24 protein-coding genes are annotated in these 25,148 nt (G+C 43.2%); 15 read left to right on the top strand and 9 right to left on the bottom strand.

The genetic code is table 11. The annotated features are described in order from the left end of the window. Window positions 1-9 precede the first annotated feature (9 nt). From Q1B47_RS10035 to Q1B47_RS09995, 9 genes are all read right to left on the bottom strand, one after another. The gene (locus Q1B47_RS10035; protein ID WP_299792580.1) at window positions 10-429 is read right to left on the bottom strand and encodes a secondary thiamine-phosphate synthase enzyme YjbQ; all 420 of its coding nucleotides are present in this window, start codon (window positions 427-429) and stop codon (window positions 10-12) included. A 228-nt stretch (window positions 430-657) separates the two neighbouring features. Beyond that, on the bottom strand, window positions 658-1,596 hold the full coding sequence (locus tag Q1B47_RS10030) for a lysylphosphatidylglycerol synthase domain-containing protein (RefSeq protein WP_299792577.1): 939 nt from the start codon (window positions 1,594-1,596) through the stop codon (window positions 658-660). Beyond that, window positions 1,593-2,312 carry a class I SAM-dependent methyltransferase gene (locus Q1B47_RS10025; RefSeq protein ID WP_299792574.1) on the bottom strand — a complete coding sequence of 240 codons (720 nt, stop codon included), beginning with the start codon at window positions 2,310-2,312 and terminating at the stop codon, window positions 1,593-1,595. The genes Q1B47_RS10030 and Q1B47_RS10025 overlap by 4 nt, the downstream gene beginning before the upstream one ends. Before the next feature lie 52 nt (window positions 2,313-2,364). Next, on the bottom strand, window positions 2,365-3,576 hold the full coding sequence (locus tag Q1B47_RS10020) for a glycosyltransferase family 4 protein (RefSeq protein ID WP_299792782.1): 1,212 nt from the start codon (window positions 3,574-3,576) through the stop codon (window positions 2,365-2,367). 95 nt (window positions 3,577-3,671) lie between these two features. Next, window positions 3,672-4,700 carry a glycosyltransferase family 2 protein gene (locus tag Q1B47_RS10015; protein ID WP_299792571.1) on the bottom strand — a complete coding sequence of 343 codons (1,029 nt, stop codon included), beginning with the start codon at window positions 4,698-4,700 and terminating at the stop codon, window positions 3,672-3,674. A gap of 38 nt (window positions 4,701-4,738) precedes the next feature. Then, window positions 4,739-6,481 (bottom strand): glycosyltransferase family 39 protein, encoded by a 1,743-nt coding sequence (locus Q1B47_RS10010; protein WP_299792568.1) that lies wholly within the window; start codon window positions 6,479-6,481, stop codon window positions 4,739-4,741. A gap of 185 nt (window positions 6,482-6,666) precedes the next feature. Continuing rightward, the gene (locus tag Q1B47_RS10005) at window positions 6,667-7,908 is read right to left on the bottom strand and encodes a GGDEF domain-containing protein (protein WP_299792565.1); all 1,242 of its coding nucleotides are present in this window, start codon (window positions 7,906-7,908) and stop codon (window positions 6,667-6,669) included. 128 nt (window positions 7,909-8,036) lie between these two features. Beyond that, a complete protein-coding gene (locus Q1B47_RS10000) occupies window positions 8,037-9,770 on the bottom strand; it encodes a sulfatase-like hydrolase/transferase (RefSeq protein WP_299792562.1) in 1,734 nt (577 codons plus the stop codon). Window positions 9,771-10,161: 391 nt separating this feature from the next. Continuing rightward, window positions 10,162-10,425, bottom strand: coding sequence for a hypothetical protein (locus Q1B47_RS09995; RefSeq protein ID WP_299792559.1), 264 nt, complete (start codon window positions 10,423-10,425; stop codon window positions 10,162-10,164). 358 nt (window positions 10,426-10,783) lie between these two features. Between Q1B47_RS09995 and Q1B47_RS09990 the strand changes: the two genes are divergently transcribed. From Q1B47_RS09990 to Q1B47_RS09920, 15 genes are all read left to right on the top strand, one after another. Beyond that, entirely contained in the window at window positions 10,784-12,232 is a 1,449-nt protein-coding gene (locus Q1B47_RS09990) for a L,D-transpeptidase family protein (protein ID WP_299792556.1), read from the top strand. A gap of 4 nt (window positions 12,233-12,236) precedes the next feature. After that, window positions 12,237-12,689 (top strand): helix-turn-helix domain-containing protein, encoded by a 453-nt coding sequence (locus Q1B47_RS09985; protein ID WP_299792553.1) that lies wholly within the window; start codon window positions 12,237-12,239, stop codon window positions 12,687-12,689. Between the two features lie 608 nt (window positions 12,690-13,297). After that, entirely contained in the window at window positions 13,298-13,492 is a 195-nt protein-coding gene (locus Q1B47_RS09980) for a Flp family type IVb pilin (protein WP_299792550.1), read from the top strand. A 72-nt stretch (window positions 13,493-13,564) separates the two neighbouring features. Next, window positions 13,565-14,140, top strand: coding sequence for an A24 family peptidase (locus Q1B47_RS09975; protein WP_299792547.1), 576 nt, complete (start codon window positions 13,565-13,567; stop codon window positions 14,138-14,140). Window position 14,141: 1 nt separating this feature from the next. Beyond that, on the top strand, window positions 14,142-15,458 hold the full coding sequence (locus tag Q1B47_RS09970) for an AAA family ATPase (protein ID WP_299792544.1): 1,317 nt from the start codon (window positions 14,142-14,144) through the stop codon (window positions 15,456-15,458). A gap of 40 nt (window positions 15,459-15,498) precedes the next feature. Further along, window positions 15,499-16,335: a Flp pilus assembly protein CpaB gene (gene cpaB / locus Q1B47_RS09965; protein ID WP_299792541.1), complete on the top strand. Its 837-nt coding sequence runs from the start codon at window positions 15,499-15,501 to the stop codon at window positions 16,333-16,335. Between the two features lie 42 nt (window positions 16,336-16,377). Continuing rightward, window positions 16,378-17,829, top strand: coding sequence for a type II and III secretion system protein family protein (locus Q1B47_RS09960; protein WP_299792538.1), 1,452 nt, complete (start codon window positions 16,378-16,380; stop codon window positions 17,827-17,829). Between the two features lie 18 nt (window positions 17,830-17,847). Continuing rightward, window positions 17,848-18,132: a hypothetical protein gene (locus tag Q1B47_RS09955; protein WP_299792535.1), complete on the top strand. Its 285-nt coding sequence runs from the start codon at window positions 17,848-17,850 to the stop codon at window positions 18,130-18,132. A gap of 82 nt (window positions 18,133-18,214) precedes the next feature. Next, window positions 18,215-19,555, top strand: coding sequence for a Tad domain-containing protein (locus Q1B47_RS09950; protein ID WP_299792532.1), 1,341 nt, complete (start codon window positions 18,215-18,217; stop codon window positions 19,553-19,555). Window positions 19,556-19,566: 11 nt separating this feature from the next. Beyond that, a complete protein-coding gene (locus tag Q1B47_RS09945) occupies window positions 19,567-20,058 on the top strand; it encodes a TadE family protein (protein ID WP_299792529.1) in 492 nt (163 codons plus the stop codon). Then, entirely contained in the window at window positions 20,055-20,513 is a 459-nt protein-coding gene (locus Q1B47_RS09940) for a TadE family protein (protein WP_299792526.1), read from the top strand. Before Q1B47_RS09945 ends, Q1B47_RS09940 begins: the two co-directional genes overlap by 4 nt. A 67-nt stretch (window positions 20,514-20,580) precedes the next feature. Next, on the top strand, window positions 20,581-21,837 hold the full coding sequence (locus Q1B47_RS09935) for a P-loop NTPase (protein ID WP_299792523.1): 1,257 nt from the start codon (window positions 20,581-20,583) through the stop codon (window positions 21,835-21,837). Window positions 21,838-21,839: 2 nt separating this feature from the next. Beyond that, entirely contained in the window at window positions 21,840-23,165 is a 1,326-nt protein-coding gene (locus tag Q1B47_RS09930) for a CpaF family protein (protein ID WP_299792520.1), read from the top strand. Between the two features lie 11 nt (window positions 23,166-23,176). Beyond that, entirely contained in the window at window positions 23,177-24,154 is a 978-nt protein-coding gene (locus Q1B47_RS09925; RefSeq protein ID WP_299792517.1) for a type II secretion system F family protein, read from the top strand. A 2-nt stretch (window positions 24,155-24,156) separates the two neighbouring features. Continuing rightward, window positions 24,157-25,122 (top strand): type II secretion system F family protein, encoded by a 966-nt coding sequence (locus Q1B47_RS09920; protein WP_299792514.1) that lies wholly within the window; start codon window positions 24,157-24,159, stop codon window positions 25,120-25,122. Window positions 25,123-25,148: the final 26 nt, after the last annotated feature.

The raw sequence follows: 25,148 nt of genomic DNA, 5'->3' as shown, positions 1-25,148 counted from the left end.
ACCAGAGTGTTATTCGCCGTGAATGGTCACTACCAGGTTACGGTTGCCTGCTCTGTCTCTGGGTTCACAGAGGTAGATGCCTTGCCATGTGCCAAGGTTTAATCTGCCATCGGTGACAGGAATCGTCAGCTCACAGCCCAGCATCGATGATTTCAGGTGGGCTGGCATATCGTCGGGCCCTTCATAGGTATGGGTGTAATAGTGCTCATTTTCAGGGGCTAGGCGGTTAAAAAATCGTTCAAAATCTTCCCTTACACTTGGATCGGCATTTTCGTTCAGGGTCAGTGCCGCTGAGGTGTGTTGCAATAAAATGTGCACTAAACCAACTTTGTATTGACTAATTTCAGTCACTGCTTGTTCAATTTCAGAGGTGATAAGGTGAAAACCTCTCCGACGTGCCTTAAGCCTGATTTCCTTTTGGAACCACATAAGAGCCTTCTTCTGTTAGTGAAACAACCTGAATCATAATTTGCCGTATTAGCAGTGAGATTGCAAAGGCTTTATTCTTAGTGAACTTGCCATTAAACCTTTTTGCTTTTCGGTTTATGAAGTAAGCTCAATATCAATTTAACTAAGCCTCAATTAACTTAGGTTTGCAAAGTAATTAGTAAGGGAGAAAATAAAGATTTTAATAAATCCTGGCTACTATGGCGATAATTAAGCCTTAGAATCGTACTTGAGGCATCTTCTCATTGACAGTCCTATTAAGAATCCAAGACCATCTCCTAAAGTAGTAATAATGCGTAATGCGATCGTTAATGAAAGTGCAACAGCTGAGCCATAGATTGGGTCAAGAGCCATGACGAGTATGGCTTCACGTACGCCTAAACCAGCTGGAGCGCCAGGGGTGATAAAACCGACTATCCAAGCGATTGAAAATAGCCCTGTTAGCAACCAGTAATCAGGTTTAACCTGGCTAAATGCTGCATCCGTGAGTAAATACAAAATTGCACCTAGCAACAGGAAGTTCGTTATGTAAAATAAGTAGCACACTAGCAAGTGATATATAGGCTTAATATAAAAAACGTTAGCTTTTGAGCTCTTTATAATCGTATTTTTTATGCTGGGGATGGAAAGACAAAATAATAAAAAGATTAATACAATAACGACAGATAACGCTGATACCAGCTCTGGAGAGGGGAGGTTTAAAAAGTCTGAAACGAGTATTGATTTAGTAAAAGCAACAGCGATTAGTCCTGACGTTCCGGCAGCTAATATAACAAGTATCAGCTCAAATATTAAGGTGGTAGCAATGGATCTCTTGGAAAAGCCTTCATTGCTGGCTAACAAAATACGACCAATATGATGCGCAAAATTTCCAGGTAAGTACTTGGCGAACTGCGAGAGCAAAGTTATCGTTAAGATTGGTAGAAATCTTGGTGTTTCGCCGAAATAAAGCAGTAGCCTATACCAGGCCTTAGATGTTAATAGGAAACAGCTAAGGTAGCAAAGAGTAGTGACTATAAAGGTTGGAGCCATTTGTAATTCAAAGGTGTCTGTAGACAGCAGTGCCCAGTTTTTTACTAAGTACAAGAGGAAATAGATAGTTGCTGCTACAACTAAAATTATGCCCGTTAATCGATATAGCCGATTCAAGTTGCAACTCCTAACTTGCGTTTTCTCAGAGGTTTTTTTGCGGTGATAAATAGTCGAGCTTGAAAAAACTTACCTACGAAAGGTAAGCATGATAGCGGATGTACCAATCGTAGGACATTGTAGTGGGGGATGAATTTCACATTAATATTTTCGAATCCGGCAACTGAAAAAAAATGATGATTTGATTGGGCATTTCGAACTGCGACATGTTCAGGAAATTGTTTGATCAAAAAATTATGTTCTTTCATTCTTTCTAGAAAGAAGCCGGCATTAGGGGTATGCAAGTAAATAATTCCACCAGGGCGCAAGCATTGGTACATAGCGTCTACTATCTCCTGCCACTCCTTGTCGTAAACATGCTCACTCAGATCAAGAGCAAATCCAATGTCGTATGATTCTTTATGAGACTTACAAAAGTTTGCGATAGAATCACATTCAAAATTAACATTATTGGCATTAATCGCCTTTTTCCTACGGTTAGCAACTTCAATAAATGTTGAGGAAAAATCTACTCCCTGATATGAGTTAACAAAATCTTTAATGTATTGGATTATTAATGCATCACCACAGCCAAAATCAATAACATCTGAACCAGGGGCGATATGCATTCTGTCTACTAACTCCCTCAATCGTTTTGGTGATTTCGTTAGGTACTGGTTTACGTAGTCTGCGCCATGAAGTTTCTTACGTTGTTCCAGGTTTAAATGCTTCTTCACAGGCATATATTCCCCAATTTAAATACCCTAAAAATGGTTAGCTGGTAAATTATTAACTGGATTGGCTCTTTTTTAAAATTTGTTCTACAAATACTTTGTCCAGGAGTTTTGCTGCAGTGTCGCCGGTTAAGTTTTTAGCTATATCTCTTCCGTTGTTAACGAGTGAGTTCGCTAGCTCTTTATCTTCTGTAAGGCGTAATACGCTATCGGCGATCTGCTCGGGAGAGCACTCCTCAACAAGTAATCCCGTTTTTTCGTGTTTAATGACATCAACGATTCCGCCGATAGAGGTCGCTATAACAGGTGTTTCTGCTTGCATAGCTTCGATAAAAGTTAATCCTTGCCCCTCTGTACTGCCATCCGGGGTATGTTTTGAAGGTCCAATAAATATATCGGCAGCCGAGATATAGTTAATAACATCTTCAGGCTCAACCCAGCCAGTGAAAAAGACCTGTTTATCGATTTCGAGCTGTGCCGCAAGGGACTCCAACTCTGTTCGCAAAGGACCGTCTCCTAATACTAGCAATCGCAGATCCGAAAAATTTTCTTTCAAGATACTTATTGCATGCAATAGATCTTCAACTCCCTTCAATTGAATTAAACGACCAACAAAAATAAGTAGTGGACCATCATCGCCTTTATGTTGTAAACGCAGGTCGGCACAACGTTTGGTGTCCCGCTGTGATGTCGACACTCCCATAGGTATCAAGCTAAGGTTAGATAGATGAGGAGCAATTGAAAGTATTTTCTGCTTTGTAGCTGAGCTATTTACAGTGACTGCATCTGCGTGATCTAATGTAAACTTTTTGAAACGAGTTAGACATTTTCCATTTAATGAGAAAGCATCACTGCCGTGTACGGTTACCACATGAGGAATGTTCAGAGGGATAGCTGCAAGTACTCCGGTAAAACCCTGAGGGAGGATCCAGTGACTGTGTAAGAGGTCATATTTTCCACTCATCAACTGTTTAATAATTGCAAACCATTGAAATATAATCAGAGCGGGTAATTTAAGGTAGTTCATTCGGTTTTTCTGTAAGTTCATCAAAGCACCACCTTGATAACATATGGTTTGAGCCCGCTCGGGTAGCAGGTACCTGAAGCGTTCAACATAGATCCCATCCAAAATCTCATGCTCTGCAGCCCCTAAAGCATGGGGGGCTAATACATCGACATCCCACCCCAACTTCCTCAAGTCTTGTGCCAGGTTATGTACGAAGGGGGTTGTGCTGTCTCCTTGCCACCTTGGATAATTCGATGTCACACACAGCACTCTCTTTGAAGGGCGTGCATTAGCTTCATTATTGTCTGGTTTTTTATTCAAATTGCCCTCCTGATCTTAGTTATACCCGCTGTTTATTAATCATTTATAACTTTTGTCTTTATCTGTTCTTTTGATTGATGTTGGAACTGGCTTTCAATACAGGAAGAGCGAGTTTCGAAATCGGTAAGCTTCTCGTCCAGCTTCTCCATTTTATGCAGCACCTTCTCTGTTAGTTTACGATTGAAGTTAATGAGATCGGCTATCAGGCCTACCAGTAGTGTCAGCAACCCCAACGTCATCAAAGTTCCACCTAAGATTAGTGATTGCATATGCCCGTCACCATCGCCTTGGAAATAAAAGTTAAGAAAACGGATGATAGGTATTAGCCCGATCAATATAGCCAGCAAGCCTAATGAGAAAAATACACGTAAAGGGCGGTACATGGTGTACATACGTAGTAGTGTAGTTCCTGAAAGATAGAGGAACTGCGGTATCGATTTGAACAATCGTGACTCCCGCTTCTTAGGATTTGTTTGAGTCGGAACTGACTTGATGCTGAGACGTTTCGCACTGGCTTGAACCAACATCTCTATGGTGTAACTAAACTCAGAGACGATATTAATCTGCTGAGCAGCATTTCTCGAAATAGCCCTGAAGCCACTAACGGCATCTTTTATATCCAGTCCGAGTATAGTTTTGATAATGAAGCTGCCAAATACTTGCAGACTACGCTTGAAAAATGAGAAATGGGGGTTACTGTAGCCTCCGCGGTCGCCGACGATGATATCTCCCTCTCCATTTAATAAAGGGGTAACCAACTGTGGAATATCTTCTCCCCGGTATTGATTATCACCATCGATATTCACGATGATATCGGCTCCTTGCTTGAGGCAGTGTTCTATACCCATATGAAATGACCGGGCCAGTCCTTTATTTGATGTGTTGCTTATTATGTGCTCAGCGCCTGCATCAGTCGCAATTTTAATCGTTTCATCAGTTGAACCATCGTCGATTACTAAAATCTCAATAGTGTCGATACCTGCAATACTTTTTGGAATAGCCTTTATGACATCGGCTAAATTTTCAGCTTCGTTGTAACATGGAATTTGAACGATTAGTTTCATCTCTTATGACCTTCCATTGGCGAAAATGGCTGATTTAGTTAAAAGCCGCTAAAGATTGCTCTATCTTCCGGTTGGTAAGTCGGGCGATAAAGTCTATCTCCCCAGCGCAGCGTATAATTCTCATTTTTAAACTCTGATTCAATTACATGATTACCAGAGTCTAAAAAGATTGAGTCGCCCGGAGTAAGAGCAGTACCATCGATAGCCGCTTTTGAACTGCTTTCAAGAGTGTAGAACCCCGGAATAGTAATTGAAAATTCGAGTGTTTCCTGAGTTAAGTATAATCGCTTCCCGGCAACATATAGCTCACCCCAGTGGTGAATGTAGTTGTTTTTTAGGGTTTCACGGTCTTCGGTTAATATGGCGTACTGCTTTATGTAGGGTGTTGCTGTTTGTTGCTCGATGTCCAAAGATCCTATATTGGCGATAAAAAAGGGTGGGGTCTGCTCAATTACTGCACTCTTTAAAATTGGCTGGTTATTGTCGGTATAGTCATCGACTCCCCAGGTACTCATAAAAAAGCCAACTTGTGGAAAGGAGGCTATCATTGAGCATCGATCGAAATAGGGCATTGGCTTCGGAAATGCCCGATGAACCACCTCTATCAACTCTCTTTGCCTATCTAAGTTTTTCTTGTGAGGGACGATGAAGCCATTGTAAATAATACTTAGCCCAAACAAGAACATAACGAATGAAGTAATGGCAACAGACTCCTTAAATCTATGTTTATTCCATTGAATAGAGTGCCAGGCAACGCCACAGATAATGCTCGCAGGGGCGAGCATGAACGGATAGAAGTAGGGAAATGCATTACGATAAAACAGAACTGAACAGAGTGGTAAGATGAGACTAAGCAATATCATAGATGCTTGTCGGCTTAATATTGTTGGAACATAGAGGTTTAAACAGACTGTTTTCAAGCCATAAAGGAGTACCAGCCAATAGACAATATCTAACTTGAATGAGTTAAAAAGATAACGTTCTCTTGGTAATAACTGGTAATGGCTAATGGTTTTATCAAAGCTGTCCGAAATGGTATTCATCGCTTTGGTTGTGTCTATGACTGAAATGCTGCTCTTGTGATACAGGTAAAGCAATGAGAAAGTGCAGATTGATGCGGCAATAATCATCATAATTTTTTGCCAATCTATTTTATTTTTGTCGGAGACAAGCAGAAGTGCCACTGTGATAAAAAAAAATGTTGGCAGGTAGAGTGATGACTTTATCGTTATCATCATGGATATAGCTATTAAGGACCCGGCTAATAACGCCCGTTTATGATTGATACATTTTGTAAGTATGAGGTCCAGGCTTGCCATCAAACAGAATGTTGCCAGAGGATCGGCTCTAAAGCTGGCTCCCATTCGAATGTTGTAAGAAACCGCAAAGTAGGAAAGGGCTGCAAACAGTGCCGCTGGTTTATTGAGGTATCTGCAGCTGATGCGATAGATAATAAAAACTGTTCCCACCTGAAGCAGCAGCATGATCAACCTGGCTGAGATGATCTGGTTTACTTCATTTGAAGTTATCCATGTAAGCCAGGTAAAAAAATGAACATGAAATGTTTGTAGACTAGCGTAAAGGTCGTTGTTGGTAAATTTGTAGATCAAGGAGAGATAGAAAAACTCATCCCAGTTAATCTCATAACGAAACGCGACAAATATTCGGGCAATAGTTGCAAGAACCAGAAGAGCTGAAAGCAAGCTGATTTGATTTAGTTGTATACGGTTGTTTGTTTGCTCTATGCCTAACACTCCCTGTTTTACATATTCATTCGCCATGTGTTTCCTTGCCAAAAAGTTTTTGTGAACTAATTATTGTTTTAATAGTTATAACATTAGTACAAATTATGACAGGCAACTTTATTTATTGATAATATTCATAAAATAGAGAGGTGATTGATACAATAACCAATCATTTATAATCTGGATACAAGTTAGAGTAGCGCGAAAACAACTCTCTACCTCTAGGCGAACCTTAAGTTTGTTACTCTGTTACGGCCTCCATTTTTAGCTCGGTATAAGGCTTTATCTGCAGCTTTCATTACATTTTCAGGTATGGATTCTGAGATGCTGTCTGCAACACCTATGCTGACAGTGATATTTACAGATTCAGCACTCACTGTTTCAGTTTGACCTTTGAGCTGTATGCCTTTTACCTTACGCAAAGAGTAGTCGCGGAGTTTCAGGTCATACTCAGCGACTCTTGTTCTGAGGTTATTTAGATATGGCATACATTGATTAGCGTTCCTGCCCTTAAATAGAATAGTGAACTCCTCACCGCCATACCTGAAAATTTTACCCCGGCCCTTATTCTTACTCATTAATTGAGCAACTAATCGTAGTACTTCATCACCGGTTCTATGACCATAGGTATCATTAAAATGTTTGAAGTGATCGATATCGACCATGGCTATAGTGTATAAGCCGGACAGATGCTTTATTTCAACCTCGAGAGAGCGGCGTCCGGGGAGTTCGGTTAATTGATCGATGAAAGCGAGCTCATGGCTCGAGTTAATAATTGAGATTAGTAGTAGTATTGCCGTAATTGAACTGGTTAGGGCCGGCATCAAGGGCTTATTGAATGAGAAGAGCATAACACTGGTAAACAGCAGAGTGATAAAGATAATCTGGTCAGAGTTCTGCTCCCTACACAAGAGTATTAGTGCGCTAAATGCCGTAATGAAAAAAGATAAGATTATCAGCATTAAGGGGGAGGGAGAGAGAGTCGGTAAAGGTTTCAGGAAAGATTGCCATAACCAACTGATGTCTATTGCCGATAGGTGTTGAAGTAAAATTGAGACCCATACCAATTGCAACAGAATAAAAAGAGAAAAAGTTACCCCAAATCTGGAGAGTATTCGTTTATCGGGTAGAGCATGGATTAGGAGCAAGTTTAAGGGGAGTAGAGTTGCTAATAAAACAAATATAATTTTGTTAATATCATCCAGTGGAACCTTTAACCAGTTGTGGATCATATAGTAACTGACCAGCATCAACAATGAGACTAAACCGGTAGTACCTTGATTAAAAGGCTGGCTCAATAGGATAACCAGTGCAAACAGAATATAGGGAATGACATTAACTAACTCTTGATATGAGGCTAACAGAGAAAATACCTGCTCCTGAGACAGGCACAACTGTATGGCTAAGAGTAATGGAAACCCAATCTGAAAACTTGAGCTTCTTAATAAATTATAGAGTGACATACGTAAGTCCCTTGAATATACGCACAAAAATCCTTTAATGTGGTTTGCAAATGCCCAGCGTTGCAACTCTATATGTATGGCATTCGAAGTTATCATTTAATTGACTACAAAGAAGGATAGTCAATAAATTAAAAACCTGTATTTTTATATGGTGCAAAGTTTACTAATTTACTTGTGCATTTATCGGTTGGGTCGAACCCCGGATCATCGCGGTAATGTTGACATAAACTGCTCAGCATCTTCTTCCAGGGAGCTGGCCCATGGTAGTTTGATATTGAGCTCCATGTTTTATTTTTCGTATCTACCAGAATTAACTCTTCAAAATCAGGCAAAATAGCGAGTTGCCACTGCTTATAATAGATAGCGCGTTGCTTCTTTCCTATTAACTCCTTATAAAAATGTGGCTGCATGACAACGCGACCATTATCTCTAACCTCATACTGTGATGCTGTTTCTGAGAAAACTTTTTTCTCATCGATGAAACTGGCATTGATCGATTTTACCGGCAGGGAGGACTCTACAAAAACTTCACGCTGAGTAGTTTCAGTGCTCAATGAGTGCTTTCCCACCGGAAGAATAATTCCATCGAAAGCTTTATCAGAATTTTCTAAACGCATATTAAGCTCACTGAATATTGTTGGCACAATATCGATCAGAGAAAATATCCCGGATATCTTTTGTGGTTCGGCTTTAGCGCCAAGGCTGAATTTTTTGTATGCCATAAGAACGTTGGATTGTTCCTGACTCAGAATATTAGTGCCATGGCCCCATGCATTGACATTTAACTCTTCATCATTGTTGCCCCCGCTTGCAGCCTGTAGCCTGTCTATTTCCAACATAAATCCTTCGCCATGATCCGATATCAGGTATACCAGCGCATTATCCAGAAAACCCCGACGTTCGAGTTCATCCATCAAGTGGCGGAACTGAGCGTCAACTTTAGATAACATAGCTTGGTACATGAAGTGGTTATAGTTACCTCTCCATTGAGCGCTTTCGATATCGATAAAGTTTCTTGAGGTATATGGCCAGTGAAGTTGACAAAAGTGAACCGCAAGAAAGTTAGGTTGAGTTGTCGACAAACTTTCACTGACCTTTTGGTTAAAAAGTTCAGGACTGTAAGCTTTACCATAGGCGCGGTTGATATACAGATAGGGGAACAAGCTGTCGGAAAAAGGTAAATTGACGAAGAGATTAATCAATGGGATATCAGCCACATTGGAGATGATGGCATCTGCTGCGCCAATTTTGGGCCCTATGACTCGATCGAACCCGTACTCTTCGTCTATTTGATTGAACCGCCTTTCATCCATCGCATAAGTGGTTTTGTACCCTTTTTTCTTTAACTCTCTGATCAATGGCAGCTTAGTTTGAACCAGCTCAGGTGGAGCGAGGTTAAACCTGGCGCCGTTATTTTTCGGGTATTGACCTGAGAGTATACTCATCCATGCCACATATGTTCTTCCTAATGGCGTGTAAGTGTTATCGAATACGCTCGCCTCGGCAATAAACTTGTTGATATGAGGAGTAAAGCGATTATTCGGATCTCTATAACCGAGATGGTCTGGCCTCAGTGCATCAATGCCAATAATAAATACATTTGGATTCTCTTTATCCGCTGGCTTATATGCTTCAGAAAAATTGAGAGTCATGATAAAGCTAAACGTAAGAGCGCATATGATTAGTGAGAAGGTGACGAATTTGCCGAAAAGGTCGTAAACTCCCCATAAAAACAAATACGCAATCAAGCCTGTAAGTATTAATAAACCAATGGGTGACGCCAGTGGAGTATCTCTTAAAAAGCCAAGCAGGGAAGTTGGAAACAGATATGCATTTGCGGCCAGCACCAGAGTAAAGTGCATGAGCGCAATAATGAGCCAGATCTGTGTTTTTATCCCCTCATGCCTGGTAAAGCTGAACCAGGGGCGGCAGGATAGAGTAATAATTACAGACCAGATAAGGTGGAGTGCAATAACGAGTAGAGAAAACTGTATTAAATCAGTCAACATGCCGTGGCTAAACAGGTCATCCTGATTGATATGTGTCATCGCGGTTGCGATGGAAAATGAGGAGTAATATTGCAACAGCTGCCTGAAGTTATAGAGTAAAACCAATAAAAGCAACATTAAGGCGTTCGTTCGCCAAAATGTCCTCATCATAGATACCTCTCCTGTTTTTTCAGGATGCATTGCGTACATAAATTCCCTTAAATTTAATAGCCAAACTCATTGAGCATTAAAGTTATAGAGGTCGTTACTCTTGTTTATCTGTATTTTTATTGGTGGCAGTTAACACTTTGTATTTATTATTGTCCTCAAGGGCGCTGTAGACATCTGAGGCCGGCCAATCACCCAATATCAGGTATCTTTCGGCTAAACTGGAACCGGATGGGCTGTCTGTCGTGATCGCTAGCCTGGACTGGTAAGCCTGCCATGCAGGGATGATGTTTACCCCCAGTAAACATATGATGACGACAGTTAAACTCATCTGTAGTGTGAAGTTCATTCCTGGCTTCATGGAACCTAATTATCCTTTTATGTATCTGCTCATAAATTACGATCATGTTTCCTATCTATGAAAGTATAGTTGGCTTTGTGTTCATTTGGATGAGTTAGGGGGCTTTGAAAACATATCATGATGAAAGTTTGTCCATAGATGTTTTTTGTACTAAATGTTATAGAGGTGATTTGGCAAAAAAATAAAGTTAACACCAGAAAAAGATCTGCAGGATATACCCGCTTTCTAGATTTTTTATGCCTTACTTTCATGTGATTACCTATGTTCGTTTGTATGAAACTTTAATTTTTTCTTATATCTGCTAACCACTGTCTTTTTATGTTGAGTCGTAAGAGATTTTCAGATAGGCATCATGAGTATGAGACTTGTTTCATTGTTATTCGTATCTATCGCCGTGACTATGTTGTTATTTTGTGGTGTGTCAGTGGCAAAGCCATTGAATGATGATGAGATCCTTGTACAAATTTATGCGGGTTCTACCGATAAACCTCTCTGGTTCGATAGAAGAGGCGTGAGTTTAAATGGAATGATGCTAAAAAGCTTACTGGATGATCTTGGAGTTGAGATAGAGCCTCTGGCCACAACAACAGTTAAACAGCGTAAACAGGCAGATATTAACTACACAAAAGCGTTACTGTCTGTTATTAAACGTAAGGTTGCGTTTGGCCATGAAACACTCTATTTGGAACAGGTAAAACTGTTGCAATCAATTGATAGTGAACGTTTAGGTGAGTACCTATATTCGATTTTACCCGAGCTTGACGAGGTTTACCGACTCAGAAGCATGATTGGTGAATATAAGCGAAAGATAAATATACCATGGCCAAGGATTAGTGAGTATCAATTCAGGTTGGGGCAGAGTTCAAACGAGGTTAAGCGGTTAAGGTGGATGCTTACACAGCTTGGCGACCTTGAGCAAAGCGAGCTAACCCGATATCGCGAGTCGATATATGATCCTATGGTTATAGAGGGGATCAAGTCTTTCCAACTTCGTCATGGGTTAGATGTGAATGGTAACCTTGATAGATACACCGTTGAAGCCATAAATGTTACCCCATTGCAACGAGTGGAGCAGATGCAACGGAACCTGTGGCGCTGGATGTCACTATCGAGTCTGAACGGAGAGAGGTCAGTCTGGATAAACCTTCCCGCTTATCAATTGAGCCTCTTCGAAAAGGGGAGTGTGACCCTGCAAATGAAAGTCATTATTGGTAAACCGAGCTCACAAACCCCAATATTATCAACACACCTCACTAACCTAACAATTAACCCCTCATGGAGGCCACCGGCCAGTATCATACAGAGTGAGTTACTGCCGCTGAACAGTAAAGAGCCGGGATATCTCAACCATAAAAAGTTTGAGTTGCATGGTGTAGGTTTAAACAACACGCAAGTCATTAAATTGGCTGACGTTGACTCAAATCAACTCCCCAATCTGTTACACCAATATAGATTGGTGCAAGCTCCCGGAGCCGACAATGCATTAGGTCAAATGCGTTTCACCATTGTTAACAGTCAATCTATATTTCTTCACGATACACCAGCCAAACAGTTATTTAAGAACAGAAATAGAGCATTAAGCCATGGTTGTATTAGGCTGGAAAATCCTGAAGCCTTATCCAAGTACTTTGTGGAAACGGACAAGACTGCAAGGGAGTTAGATAAGGCAATAGGAGGAAAAGAGACCCGGAATTTTCTGCTTACAAGCCCAATCCCTGTGCTTATCACTTATCACACCTCCTGGGTCGATAGAGAAGGCAAACTTCAAATCAGACCCGACATCTACAATCTTGATATGGAGATATAGAGTTATGGCTGAACCCGGTTATGATACTCCCGATTTTATGAAGCTGATTCAACAGGAAAAGAATGCCAGAATGAAGTTAAAACTGCTGGCGCTGCTTCATTTTCAAGAGGGAAAGTCCAGATATCAAATCGCAGACTATCTTAAAGTTAGTCGAACCAGCGTGAACAAGTGGGTCTCAAATTATCTAACCTATGGTTTAGATGGGCTGAAAGAGAAAAAGCATACAGGCAGACCAGCCTCTTTGACAGATGAACAGATACAGCAATTAACACGATATTTAAAACATCGAGCTACAACGCGAAGCACAGATAAACTACAAGGAAGCGATATTCAGGCTTATATTGCAGAGAATTTTGGTGTTAATTATGAAATTTCAAATATTTATCGAATCTTAGATAGACTAGGCTATTCGTGGGTCACACACTCTCCAAGACGAGTCATGATTGATGGCATCTAAGCTTTAGCGTTTATTGTGGTAATCCTAATCGACAAACAAGCCCAGACCTTGTAATGTTAACTTATAGGTTGAGATTTAAATATGCTCATATGAATACAGAGAGCATGTGGCAACTGAAATAATCATTAGATTTTGCTACTGAGGTGTTCAACTGTTTTAACTAACCTTTTTAACTTAATAGGTTAGGGACACTATTCTTAGCCATTTCCTCTATACAAATATCAAAACTGATTAATTAACTGATCTGATTCTACTATTTATCAAAAATATTGACTCGTTATAACTGTTCTGATTATAAGCTTTTGTTTGTTAACTCTTTATTGTCGTATTCTTAATGTTTCCTCTGATGTTATATTCATACTTTCGACTGTGTTCCATTTTAAAAAAGTATTATGTGTACTCTATTTAATGATATGTAGCTTCATCGTTAATAGATCACTAATTTAATCAGCGTGGAGCATCTATGAGACCTTTGCTACTTTTAAGTTAGCTTTAGGGTTCATCTGCTGTGGGCACTAAAAGCAGCTTGGTAGGTAGTAAATACCTGCTACTGACTAAGGGGACAGACAAGCCTTAGTAATGTGTCAATGGACCAGGAGAGAGACATTATGAACATTAAACAGATGCTGACCGAATTTATTGAAGATGAAAGTGGACTTACTGCAGTTGAATATGCTATAGCCGGTGGTTTAGTGGTTGGGGGAATGATCGCGGCCTTTAATCAGTTAGGCGATAATGCAACGTCTAAGATCGATTGCTTGGCGTCGGCAGTGAACGGTGCGAGTACTGATTGTACGCAATAACTAGACACTAATCAGCGATTATGCCCACAGTATCGTGGGCTAGTTGATTGAAATTGATGTTGGGGACAGGATATGTCAGATACTCAACTAACACTGCAATTGATACTTGCCGGACTATTCTTTATTGCTGCTATCAGCATAGATCTCTATAAAGAGAAGATCCCTAATACTCTTAGCCTGTTGGCAATCTTTTGTGGTTTTGCCATCAACGCCTATTATGCCCAATTAGCGGGTGTCTTAATGGCTACTTTTGGCTTTGGATTGGCCTTTATACTCCTTTTTCCAACCTTTCTGTTTCGTATCTTAGGCGCAGGTGATATCAAGCTAATGATGGGAATAGGTGCTTTGATGGGGCCTGAGCTGCTATTCTCCAGTTTGATCTACGGAATTGTAGCCGGAGCCGGAACCAGTTTGCTTCTTATCATATGGAAGACAGGTTTGACCGGCATCTGGAAAACGATGAAAAGGTATTGGGACTGTTTCTACCTGCGAAGTTATTTCAAGCCTGAAGCGGATGAGGCGGCGGGACAGACCGTTCCCTATGCTCCGGCACTGGCTATCGGATGGCTTTGGGCTTGCTCTCTCGATAAAGATGTCGTTGCACTTTATCAAAACTGGACTCTATACCTGGGATTAGGGGCAACCTAGAATGCTCAGATTCAAAAATGGAGACTCTGCGCGTGAGCACAGGGTACAGGATCACTATGCCAATGAAGAGTTGGCACCAAGACCTAAGTCGATTGGGGAGACGGGTATCCAAGAGCCGCTCCTGATTGATCTTATGCTAAAGCACCTGCTCGGTGGCGGCGTATTAACTAAATCTGAGTTAGTCACTAAGATGGGGATCTCCGGTGGCATCATCCAATACCTGCTCGATAGTGCCAAACAGTTGGCCTGGGTTGAAAACAGGCAATCGACTCCCGATGGACAGATGCGCTATGCATTGAGCCATGGCGGAGATGAATATGCGAAACAAGCCTCAGCTAAGAGTGGTTATCGAGGATTAGTACCGGTTCCTCTTTCTCAATACTCAGAAGTTTGCCAAAAGCAGTCCAGTCGCCGAAATCCGGTAACACTTGATATGTTACAAACCGGCTTACAGGCCCTCGTTCTACCCAATGATCTTCTACGTAAGATCGGCCCTGCGCTTAATTCGAGCCGACCAGTATTGATATATGGTCCTCCGGGTACCGGGAAAAGTTATCTATGCCGTAATCTCAATCTTACCTTAGGAGATAATGTCTTAATTCCATATGCAATTGCTATCGGGAACGAAGTGATACAAGTATATGACCCCCAACTTCACCATAAAGTCGAGAGTGATAGACCTGTAAATGCCTTAGATCTTGCTCAAGGCCATGATCCCAGGTGGATAGAGTGTAAAAGACCATTGCGGATCACCGGAGGTGAATTAACGGCTGATATGCTCGAGGTTCAATTTGATAGCCATAGCCGAACCTATATGGCTCCTATTCAGTTAAAAGCCAATAATGGCATTCTATTGCTTGATGATTTAGGGCGTCAAAAAATCAGTGCGAAACAGCTTTTTAATCGGTGGATCATTCCAATGGAGGAGCGAAGAGATTTCCTGTCGCTTCAATCCGGTGAACATTTTGAGATACCTTTCGAGCTAATACTGCTTTTTTCTACTAATCTAAACCCTAATGACTTAGTTGATGATGCTTTTTTAAGACGTCTTGGTTATAAGATTCACTTTGACGCGCTGGATGAACCACTATACAGACGGATCTGGTTTCAGGTGTGTGAAGAGAAAAAACTTAGCTGTAGTGAAGAGATGTTTCAGTATCTGCTTGTTGAATTTCATAAAAAATATGAGAAGCCACTGATCCCCTGTTACCCGAGGGATCTGTTGGGGATCATGTCTGATCAGATGAGTTTTATGGAATTGAAGCCGGAAGTCACCAAGACATTAATTGCTGAAGCATGGTCAATATATTTCGTGTAGGCCACACCGTTTGTCTCAATAAGCGAGAAAGGAGCTCTTGATGAACAATAAAACCATATTATTCGTCCTCTTATCGTTAATATTTGGCGTTGCAGCCGTTTTTCTTGCTCAGAGTTGGCTCAAAACCAATACCGAGGCGACTAACCCGCAAGCTTCTACCAGTGTGATCACTATGGCGACCCTTGTGCCGTTAGGGACTATTCTGGAACGCAAGCACCTCAAGCAGACACCTATGCCTAATGCCGTTATTCCGGAAACTGCCATCAAGACGTTTGAAGAGGCTGAGGGGATGGTGGTTAAACAGAACCTTTACGCCGGAGAGGTGCTGCGTAGCGAACGTCTCACCAAGAAGGGAGAGGGAAGTACGCTGGCAAGCCTGATCTCTCCTCAGATGCGCGCAGTGACCATCAGGGTTAATGATGTTGTAGGCGTGGCAGGTTTTCTCCTGCCTGGTAACCGGGTTGATGTGTTGAACCTTTATAAGAAACAGGGGCGATTACAAACCGATGTCGTGCTAGCCAATGTAAAAATTCTGGCTATCGATCAGCGCTCGTCCAATGATGAAAATAAGCCAAAGTTGGTAAGGGCAGTAACCTTGGAGCTTGATCTCGAGCAGGCGGAGATCCTGATGATTGCAAAAGGGCGGGGTTCATTACAACTAGCCCTTAGAAACCCCAATGATTCAACAAAAGTTGAGCTGGCATTGATTAGTGATGCTGATGATGACTTGAATGTTGAACAGACGGAGACAAAGCCTGTTCAACCCTCTCCGGTAGCGGAGCCTTCTAAACCTGTTGTTAGGGTTACCGCACAAAGTAAGTCCAAAGTTTATCTGCTTAAGGGAATGCAAGAGCAGGTCATAAAGGTGAACAATTAGGTGTTTTTCGGGGTTACCCACACACTGATAAAGGAGTGCATCATGCCACTTTATATAACTAGAATGGTTAAGCTAGCATGTTGTTTTATTGCTTTTTCTCTTTTTTTTATAAATTTTTCTGTCAATGCTGGTGGACCCACCGGTGACGGTCGGGATACTAAGTTAATTCCGATCTTTAAGTCTCGGGTATTAAAGCTTGGGCAACCTATTCATCGGGTATCTGTGGGTAACCCAAACATCGGCGATATCAAGTTGCTTCCTAATAATGAGCTCTATGTGCTTGGAAAGAAGTTGGGCAGTACCAATATCATGGTATGGGATAAAAATGAGCAGCTAGTCGATGTCATTGATATCGAAATAACTCATGACCTCAATGGGTTAAAAACCCGCTTGCATGAGTTTCTGCCAGGTGAAAAGTTAGGCGTACAAACCTCTCAAGGACAACTTCTGATAAGTGGCCAGGCGAGTAACCTGCAAAAAATGAATACCGCAGTCGAACTGGCTCAGGCATATGCCGATGCCGCAACGGTTTCTAAGATTAAAAGTACCGTTTTGAATATGATGACAGTCGGTGGTGATCATCAGGTGATGCTTGAGGTGGTGATTGCCGAAGTTCAAAAAGAGGTTGCCCGTCAATTTGACTCTAAGTTTTTTATCTTTAATAAAGGCGACAAAGGCTTTATAGGCACCGCCGGAGCCGGTGGGACCTTCGATCTGGATCCAGCTGCCGCTATCGATAGTCGTGGCTTCTTTGCCCGCTATCTTGATGGCAACTTGATGATGAATTTCGCACTCGATGTAGCAAAACAAAATGGTCTCGCGAAAGTACTGGCCGAGCCCAATGTGACTGCAATGAGCGGTCAGTCGGCTGAGTTTCTCTCCGGTGGTGAGTTTCCTATTCCTGTACCTGGAACCAATGGGTCTACGACTATTCAATATCGAGACTTTGGTGTCGGCGTTAAATTTGTACCTTCAGTGTTAGATTCGGGGCAAATTAACCTTAACTTGAATGTCATGGTGAGTGAGGTCAGCAATGCTAACTCGGTGACGCTTACGGGGGGCTCAAATACCGCGCTAGTAGTGCCTTCAATTGTGAAGAGAACGACGGCGACAACTGTTGAGCTTGCTGACGGGCAAACCATTGCAATCAGTGGGCTGATCAGTGACACCCTACGTGAAAATATCGATAAATTACCGGGTCTGGGTGATATCCCGATTTTAGGACAACTATTTACCAGTAAAAGCTTTAAGAGTGGTCAGAGTGAGTTGGTTATTTTAGTAACCCCCAGGTTAGTCAGACCGTTTAATAAGAAGCAGATATCACTGCCTACAGACGATTTTGTTCTGCCTTCCGATATGGAGTTTTACCTGTTAGGAAAAATGTCACAAAAACAAACGGAAAAAGATCGGCATGAGACACCTTATGAGGCGATAGAGTCGGATGCGAAATTTGATGACAGTGGTACTCAGCAAAAATATGGACATTCACTATAGTTAATGGAGAGGTGGTGTATGAAAAAGTTAACCGTAAACCTTAGTAGCTATATTAAACTTTTAAGTTTAATTGGCGCTCTCCTGTTGTCGGCGTGCGCTCAAATCAATGACTTTCCTATGGGGGAAAGTTATCAGCAGGTTAAGCAGCTTCAAATTCTTGATCCCGGTGCACCGGATAGAAATGAAGGCATTGTAGGGGTATTAGAAGGGAATTACGGTGAACGAGTCATGCAGGCATATCGTGAAAGTAATGTTCCTCCTAAGGCTGGAAGAGACAATATCTCTATTAAGGCGATAGATTGATTTCTCACTTGTTATGAGGGGATAACAGTTAATTCAGGAGAAACAGAGCGTTTCTGTTTCTATTTCCTAAATGGTGACCAGGATGAATATGAGTCCATATCGTAAACAAGGTGGAGCTATTTTGGTCATGTTTACCATTGGCTTGTTTTCACTTATCGCCGTTGCGGCTTTGGCGCTTGATGGCGGGCACCTGCTTCTTAATAAGGGGCGTTTGCAAAATGCAGTAGATGCCGCGGCTCTTAATGCCGCAAAAGAGCTGCAGGATGGTGCCAGCTTATATGAAGCTCGTGAGGCGGCTACCACTCTACTATTGCAAAACCTTCAGTATCAGGAGAACGGCGAGCTCAATAGCAGCATAGATCTTTCGGCTCCCGATTTTAACTCTACCCAGGTGGCCCCCAATTTGTTTATCGAATTTTCCGAATGGCCCGATCCCTTCTCCCCAATCTTAGTGGAGGGGAGTGAATATGTTCGGGTCAGAGTCGAAAATGTGGGGCTTACAAACTTTCTGGCTCAGATCATGAACTTCGATAAGGCGGTGAGAGCTTCGGCTGTTGCCGGAAGAAGTACAGATATCGAGTGTCTCAACAAAGCCGTCCCTATGATGGTGTGTGCAATCAATGAAGATAAAGAGGATAACTTCGGTTTCAGCCCTGGCGCCATACACGTCATGAAGATCGGTTCAAATACAGATAGCCCAATCGGCCCCGGGAATTTTCAGTTACTCAGAATGGACGGTAGTTCAGGTGGTGCAGACATTCGAAGGGCCTTGGCGGGTGACTTTACCTTAGGTATGTGTGTAGAGGAGGGGGATGATATACCCACAGAACCCGGCAACACTGTAGGTCCGGTGGTTCAGGGGTTGAATACACGCTTTGGAACCGATACCGGTGGCGGTAACTTAGATGAATATTTGAGGGATTTTGATACCTGTCAGGGAGAAAGAATTCAAGTAGACGGTGATGGTAATATTCTTGTGCAACTCGATGAATTCGGGAACCCGGTACTCGACGTTAATGGTCACACCATTCCTGTTGATAATTCAGGAAACGTACTGAGTTATTATACCCATGCCGAATATAGCCCGGCTTCACCGGCGCTTCCCCCTTCAAGTTGTCCCGCCGGGTTCAGCGGGGATATCCTACCTGATACTTCGACAGTGGCGACATCGGGTCGAAGGGAGTTTCCGATAGTTATCGGTGTCTGTGATGGTAATACTAATGGCGCAAATACGATTCAGGCACTGGGAACCGGATGTTTCTTTATGACACAAGATGTATCGCAACAGGGAAGTGAAGCCCATGTGATAGGTGAGTTTGTCAGTGTATGTTCCGGCTCCGGTAGTGCATCGCTCGATCCAACATTCACGAGCAAGGTTTCGACGGTTGTTCTATATCGAGACCCCGATAGTCCGGACTCATAGGGAGATTGAGTATGGTTAAGCAGAAGGGGGTTGCGGCAATCGAGTTTACCATCATGTTGCCTGTGCTTCTTTTAATGGTGTTTGCCACGGCTGAGATCGGAAGAGCAATCTACCAATATAGCTATCTTACCCGCATGGTACGCGATGCAAGTCGCTACCTGTCAGTAACTGCCATTCCCGATACTAGTGGAGAACTTGCCGCCAGTTTTGATGACAATTGTGACCTGGGAGATGATTGTAACTTAGATTGTAAGAACTGTATCTCAGAGACGAAAGATCTGCTTGTTTATGGCAAGGTTGGCGGCACAGTGCCCTTGCTCTCCGGCTTATCAACCAGTGATGTGATCATCTCTGGTTCGCCAGATACAAACATAGTGGCGGTCTCAGTTAACTATAATTGGCAACCATTGTTCAGTGAACGAATTTCGGGGTTCGGAATTGGTGATGGTATAGATTTGAGTTTTAATTTCAGTGTCAGCCATGCGATGAGAGCCGGGTTATGAGGTATCAACGGGGCGTGTATGCCGTAGAGTTTGCCATCGTAGCAGGTGTATTCATGATACTGCTTTTTGCCATCATTGAAGTGGGTAGGTTGATGTATACCTACAATGTGCTCCATGAGGCCTCCAGAAGGGCGGCGAGGATTGCTGTGGTGTGCCAGATAGCCGATACCGATATCAAAAGCATGGGGTTATTTAATGGAGCTGAGTTAATACCAAATTTAACTCCGGCAAACCTGACTATCAGTTATCTCGACAGTGAGGGGAATGATGCCACTGGTATAGGCATTAAGTTGGTTCGCGCCGAGATCGCTAACTATCAACATGAGTTTTTAGTCCCGGGCCTTTATCGGGTGATAAATTCACCAACATTTACGACGTATCTCCCACGGGAGAGTCTTGGTGTATACCATGTAGAGGATGAAGATCCTGGTTCAGGGTATATTGATTGCAATTAAATCATCGCCTTTAGAAAATCCTTACTATAGTAAATATAAGGACTTTTTATCTCAGAAGGATGATTGAATGGATAAGCCACTGGAGTTGCTAGTGTCTAATGATGAAGAGAAGGAGACTAGTTCGTCTGCCAGTACAGCGTCGAATCATATATTACCTTATCCAGTACACGTGCTGCTGATCAATACTCAGCGGGAAGATGTGGCGCAGATAGAGACGAGTCTTGACACCTGTTTGAACCTATCATGGGATAAGGTTCACTCACTCAATCCATTCGCTGCCAGCTCAACGACGGCCAGGCCTTTTAATCTTATTCTGCTGGTATTACCTAACGATGAAGCCAGTGCTGTTCATGCTTTGAAGGCTGCGGCCGCCTACGAAGTCGATATCATCCTATTAGGGCATGATACGCCACAAAGTGTTTTACGTTTGGCTTTTCAGCAGGGAGTCAGTGACTTTATTCCACTCGAAGATCCAGAGTTAGATTTGCTGCAGGCGTTAGAGAAGATTGCACTGAAATTGGCTGAAAAGGCCGACCTTGCTCCGGTAGTCGCCGTTGTTAATGGTAAAGGGGGCTCGGGCGCAAGCTTTATCGCGACGAGTATGGCGGTTGTCGCATCTGATAGGGCCGAGGGGGAGGTCGCACTGCTCGATACCGATCTGCTCCAGGGCACCTTGGCACACATGTTGGGCTTAGAGCCTACCTACTATATAACCGAAGCGATACAGGAGCTAGACTCACTGGATGAAATTGCGCTAAAAGGCGCCATGACGAAGAAAGGTCACCTGCACCTTCTGGCCGCGAAACCGTTTGCTGTGCTCAACTCAACCGAGGAGATTGAACTGCGTAATACCAATGAGCTCCTGCTTAAGTGTCGTCAATACTACGATCAGGTCATTGTCGACCTTTCCCGGGGGCCCGAGGTGTGGAATGCTGATATGTTGACTAATGCGGATATATTATTGGTGATGCAACAGAATGTAATGAGCATTCGGGAAACCAAGGCGGTGGTAAATCAATTGATCAATTTCATGGGGATAGATACTAAGCGAATACACCTGTTAGTGAATCGATATCAGAAGACAAACTCCGGTATTAATCTAAAAGATATACAGGAGACGACGGGTATCGACTCGATTTTTGTGGTTGCAAATGACTTCAGGCTCGCGAGTCAGTGTATCGATCTTGGAACTCCTATTACCGAAGTTGCCAAGAGGGAGCAGATGCTAATGGATCTAAAGTTGGTCACCGAGCACTTTTTCCCCAGACCGGATGATGGTGAGAAGCGTACAAAAGGATTTTGGAATCGACTATTAGGTAAATAATTATGACAGTCCTGAAACAACAAGGGATGACAAGTTTTAAAGCGCTATCCGTTGAGGAGCTGCAGATTAAAGAGCAGCTCTATAATAAGCTGTTGAGCGTGATGGATCTCTCCTTGATTGAGACCATCTCCAAAGAGCAGGCGAAGAGTCAGATTAATGAGATATGCGAAAAGCTGATTAGCGATCTGCACCTACCGATAAACCTATCATCCAGGCAACACCTAATAAAACTCATCATCGATGAGGTGTTGGGCTTAGGTCCACTGGAGACCCTGCTTGCCGATCCCTCTATTTCCGACATATTGGTTAACTCTTTTGACAGGATATATGTGGAGCGACGGGGGAAGCTAGAGCCGGTCTCGATAAAATTTCATAGCAATGCCCATCTTCTTAATATTATTGACCGAATAGTGTCGAGTGTCGGACGACGAATAGATGAGTCATCCCCCATGGTCGACGCACGTCTTGAGGATGGCTCACGTGTTAACGCCATCATTCCGCCCTTAGCGCTCGATGGGCCGGCACTTTCAATAAGGCGTTTTTCGGTAGATAAGCTAAATGCCGAGCAGCTTATCAATATCGGTTCGATAACGCCTGCGATGATAGAGCTGCTGAAGGCTTCGGTGATGGGCAAGTTGAATATTCTGGTATCAGGAGGTACCGGTAGTGGTAAGACGACACTGCTTAATATGCTATCCGGGTATATCCCCAGTGATGAACGTATTGTCACTATCGAAGATTCTGCAGAGCTTCAGCTGCAACAACCCCACACCGTGCGATTAGAAACCCGACCTGCAAACATAGAAGGAAGAGGTGAGATCAGTCAGAGGGATCTGGTAAAAAACTGTCTGCGTATGAGACCGGATAGGATTGTTATCGGCGAGGTACGAGGCGGGGAAGCACTTGATATGTTAACCGCAATGAATACCGGCCATGAAGGTTCCTTGACTACCTTACACGCAAACAGCCCCAGGGATGCATTAGGGCGACTCGAGTATATGGTCTGCATGGCGGGTTTCGATATGCCGGTTAGCAATATCAGGACACAGATCGCCTCGGCAATCGATCTGGTTGTTCAACTTGAGCGGCTAGAAGATGGTGGGCGCAGGGTGACCAGTATTCAGGAGATCAATGGCATGGAGGGAGAGGTGATAACCATGTCAGAAATTTTCCGCTTCGTCCGCGAGGGGCGAGACCAAAATGGCGACATCATAGGTAAGTTCAGCGCTACCGGGGTGATCCCGGGCTTTCATAGCAAGCTTAAACAAAATGGTATCGAGCTTCCGTTCGAGTTATTTAATTCTGGTGATCCTTTCGCAAACTTTTAGAGGTGATAGGGATGTTATCAAATGAAATGATTTTCCTTGGCTTGATTTTTCTCGCCGTTATATTACTTTCCCAGGCGCTCTTTCTGCCTGTCTATAGTCCCCAACGGGCGAACACAGCGTTAGTCAGAAAACGTCTCAAGCAGTTAACTACCGATGGTGAGGAGTCGGAATTTGAAACCTCACTGTTGAGAAAAAGCAAATTACAGAAGTTGAATCGATTTGGACGTGCTCTGGAGAGAATAGAGTTTATCGAAAACCTGAGTTATCGCCTGGAGTTAGCCGACTACAAGATGATGGGACACCAGTTCTTTCTGCTTGGACTTACCGCCTCGCTGGTGGCCGGGATAGTAACCTGGACTCTGGTAAATGATCTATTTGTGGTCGCATTTGTCATGGCCATGACAGTTATACTGTTTTCAATCAAGCTCTCCCGTGACACCAACAAACGTATGGATCAGATTGAAGCGAGTTTTCCCGATGCACTGGATGTTGTTAGAAGAGCACTACAGGCCGGTTACTCCTTCTCCGATGCGATCAAGCTTGCCACCGAGGAGTTGGAAGGGCCCATAGCAAAGGAGTTTAGTTTGATGTTTGCCAACATCAACTACACCAAAGATATCAAGCGTGCCCTGTTGGGCTTTATTGAACGGGTTCCCAGCGTTTCAGCGATGGCTTTTGCCAGCGCCGTCATGGTGCAAAAGGAGACCGGAGGCAACCTGGCTGAAAATATAGAGAGTTTATCTATGGTGATCAGGGAGCGGTTTACCTTCAGGCGCAGAGTAAAGACACTATCTGCCGAGGGGAGGCTATCTGCCTGGATTCTCATCTTGTTGCCATTTGTGTTATTTGCTGTGATCTACCTGCAAACGCCATCTTATGTTGGTGAACTAACAGGAACGGAGGCGGGTAAGAAGTTATTGATGTTGGGGGCTGTCGGTATGACTATCGGTGGCTGGTGGATTAGCAGATTAATTCGAATTGATATGTAATTATGGATTATTTAATTGGACTTTTCGGCTCTCTGTTTGATGACCCTGAACATATAAAGTGGGCAATATTTGGTGTTGCCGGTATTGCCGGTGTCATGTTTGCTATGTCGATTGCTTTTTTGATCAGCGGCATCTATTCGCCAATCAGGCAGAAGCTAAAGATAATCAATAAAGAGGAGACTCAACTGCAGCAGCAAACAGATATAAACTCTACCATCGAACACGGTATCGGGAACATAGCTAAACAGTCTCCTCTTAACTTATCGAATGATGAAACCAGAAGGTTACTCATTCATGCCGGCCTTCACTCTGAAAACGCAATGGCAATCTTCAGCTCTATAAGACTGATCTTGTTTCTGATCTCCGCCATAGCGTCAATAGCCGTTCTCAGTATGTTTCCCGATCTATCGACGGTGATGAGCGTATATATTGTTGCTCTGCTGATCGGTGGTGCCTACCTGTTGCCCTCGTTGGTGCTACAAAACATTGCCGGTCGTCGTATGAGACGGCTACGAACCGGCTTTCCCGATGCGCTGGATCTCTTGGTTGTCTGTTGTGAAGCCGGGCTGGGTTTGATGGCGGCTATGCAGCGTGTGGCAAGAGAGCTTGCGTTGAGTCATCCGAGTTTGGCGAGTGAACTGGAACTCGTCTGCAGTAAGGTGAGGGCCGGCCTTACGGTCAAAGTTGCGCTACAGGAGTTTACCGACCGAACCGGGCTTGAGGATATCAAAGGGTTGAACTCGGCAATATCACAGAGTATTCGTCTGGGGACAGGTATTGCGGAAACCTTACGTGTCTTCTCCGATGAGTATCGTAACAAGCGGTTGCAGGAGGCAGAGGAGCAAGCGGCTAAGATGGCGGTAAAGATGATCTTTCCGATGATGCTCTGTATCTGGCCTTCATTTTTTATTGTTGCGGTAGGACCCGCGGTGCTTAAGGTGATGAAGGTGTGGGGACAGGCATTTTAGGTGAAACGATGTCGATGGAGATAATA

The sequence above is a fragment of the uncultured Shewanella sp. genome (assembly GCF_947501225.1).
In the GTDB taxonomy this organism is placed as follows: domain Bacteria; phylum Pseudomonadota; class Gammaproteobacteria; order Enterobacterales; family Shewanellaceae; genus Shewanella.
This window is presented reverse-complemented; position numbering and strand designations above follow the sequence as displayed.

Excerpts from the sequence above, each read along its gene's own strand:
- Q1B47_RS09980 (WP_299792550.1), top strand. The coding sequence starts at position 13,298 with ATGAACATTAAACAGATGCTGACCGAATTTATTGAAGATGAAAGTGGA.
- Q1B47_RS10005 (WP_299792565.1), bottom strand. The coding sequence starts at position 7,908 with ATGTCACTCTATAATTTATTAAGAAGCTCAAGTTTTCAGATTGGGTTT.
- cpaB (WP_299792541.1), top strand. The coding sequence starts at position 15,499 with ATGAACAATAAAACCATATTATTCGTCCTCTTATCGTTAATATTTGGC.
- Q1B47_RS09920 (WP_299792514.1), top strand. The coding sequence starts at position 24,157 with ATGGATTATTTAATTGGACTTTTCGGCTCTCTGTTTGATGACCCTGAA.
- Q1B47_RS10010 (WP_299792568.1), bottom strand. The coding sequence starts at position 6,481 with ATGGCGAATGAATATGTAAAACAGGGAGTGTTAGGCATAGAGCAAACA.
- Q1B47_RS09960 (WP_299792538.1), top strand. The coding sequence starts at position 16,378 with ATGCCACTTTATATAACTAGAATGGTTAAGCTAGCATGTTGTTTTATT.
- Q1B47_RS09935 (WP_299792523.1), top strand. The coding sequence starts at position 20,581 with ATGGATAAGCCACTGGAGTTGCTAGTGTCTAATGATGAAGAGAAGGAG.
- Q1B47_RS09970 (WP_299792544.1), top strand. The coding sequence starts at position 14,142 with ATGCTCAGATTCAAAAATGGAGACTCTGCGCGTGAGCACAGGGTACAG.
- Q1B47_RS09925 (WP_299792517.1), top strand. The coding sequence starts at position 23,177 with ATGTTATCAAATGAAATGATTTTCCTTGGCTTGATTTTTCTCGCCGTT.
- Q1B47_RS09995 (WP_299792559.1), bottom strand. The coding sequence starts at position 10,425 with ATGAAGCCAGGAATGAACTTCACACTACAGATGAGTTTAACTGTCGTC.
- Q1B47_RS09955 (WP_299792535.1), top strand. The coding sequence starts at position 17,848 with ATGAAAAAGTTAACCGTAAACCTTAGTAGCTATATTAAACTTTTAAGT.
- Q1B47_RS09950 (WP_299792532.1), top strand. The coding sequence starts at position 18,215 with ATGAATATGAGTCCATATCGTAAACAAGGTGGAGCTATTTTGGTCATG.
- Q1B47_RS10015 (WP_299792571.1), bottom strand. The coding sequence starts at position 4,700 with ATGAAACTAATCGTTCAAATTCCATGTTACAACGAAGCTGAAAATTTA.
- Q1B47_RS09990 (WP_299792556.1), top strand. The coding sequence starts at position 10,784 with ATGAGACTTGTTTCATTGTTATTCGTATCTATCGCCGTGACTATGTTG.
- Q1B47_RS10035 (WP_299792580.1), bottom strand. The coding sequence starts at position 429 with ATGTGGTTCCAAAAGGAAATCAGGCTTAAGGCACGTCGGAGAGGTTTT.
- Q1B47_RS09945 (WP_299792529.1), top strand. The coding sequence starts at position 19,567 with ATGGTTAAGCAGAAGGGGGTTGCGGCAATCGAGTTTACCATCATGTTG.
- Q1B47_RS09985 (WP_299792553.1), top strand. The coding sequence starts at position 12,237 with ATGGCTGAACCCGGTTATGATACTCCCGATTTTATGAAGCTGATTCAA.
- Q1B47_RS09930 (WP_299792520.1), top strand. The coding sequence starts at position 21,840 with ATGACAGTCCTGAAACAACAAGGGATGACAAGTTTTAAAGCGCTATCC.
- Q1B47_RS09940 (WP_299792526.1), top strand. The coding sequence starts at position 20,055 with ATGAGGTATCAACGGGGCGTGTATGCCGTAGAGTTTGCCATCGTAGCA.
- Q1B47_RS10000 (WP_299792562.1), bottom strand. The coding sequence starts at position 9,770 with ATGCACTTTACTCTGGTGCTGGCCGCAAATGCATATCTGTTTCCAACT.
- Q1B47_RS09975 (WP_299792547.1), top strand. The coding sequence starts at position 13,565 with ATGTCAGATACTCAACTAACACTGCAATTGATACTTGCCGGACTATTC.